Origin of the sequence: Pseudomonas tremae (assembly GCF_001401155.1) — a bacterium.
GTDB lineage: Bacteria > Pseudomonadota > Gammaproteobacteria > Pseudomonadales > Pseudomonadaceae > Aquipseudomonas > Aquipseudomonas tremae.
In genome coordinates, this window is sequence record NZ_LJRO01000253.1 from 1,689 (window position 1) to 1,901 (window position 213).

Here is a 213-nt window from a genome sequence, read left to right on the forward strand (position 1 = left end):
CTTTCGTCTCAACCGAGGCGCGCATTCTACAGCGTCTCTTGTATCTGTCAAGCGGTTATTTTCAGAAGCTTTCAAAGTTTCCTTTGCAACTTCAACCACTTGCGCTTCGATCAACTCTTCAGTTGCTCTTCAGCGGGAGGCGAATTCTACAGCGTTACAACCGCGTGTCAAACTCTTTTTTCTCACCGCTGTCGATCACTGCAGACTCGACCT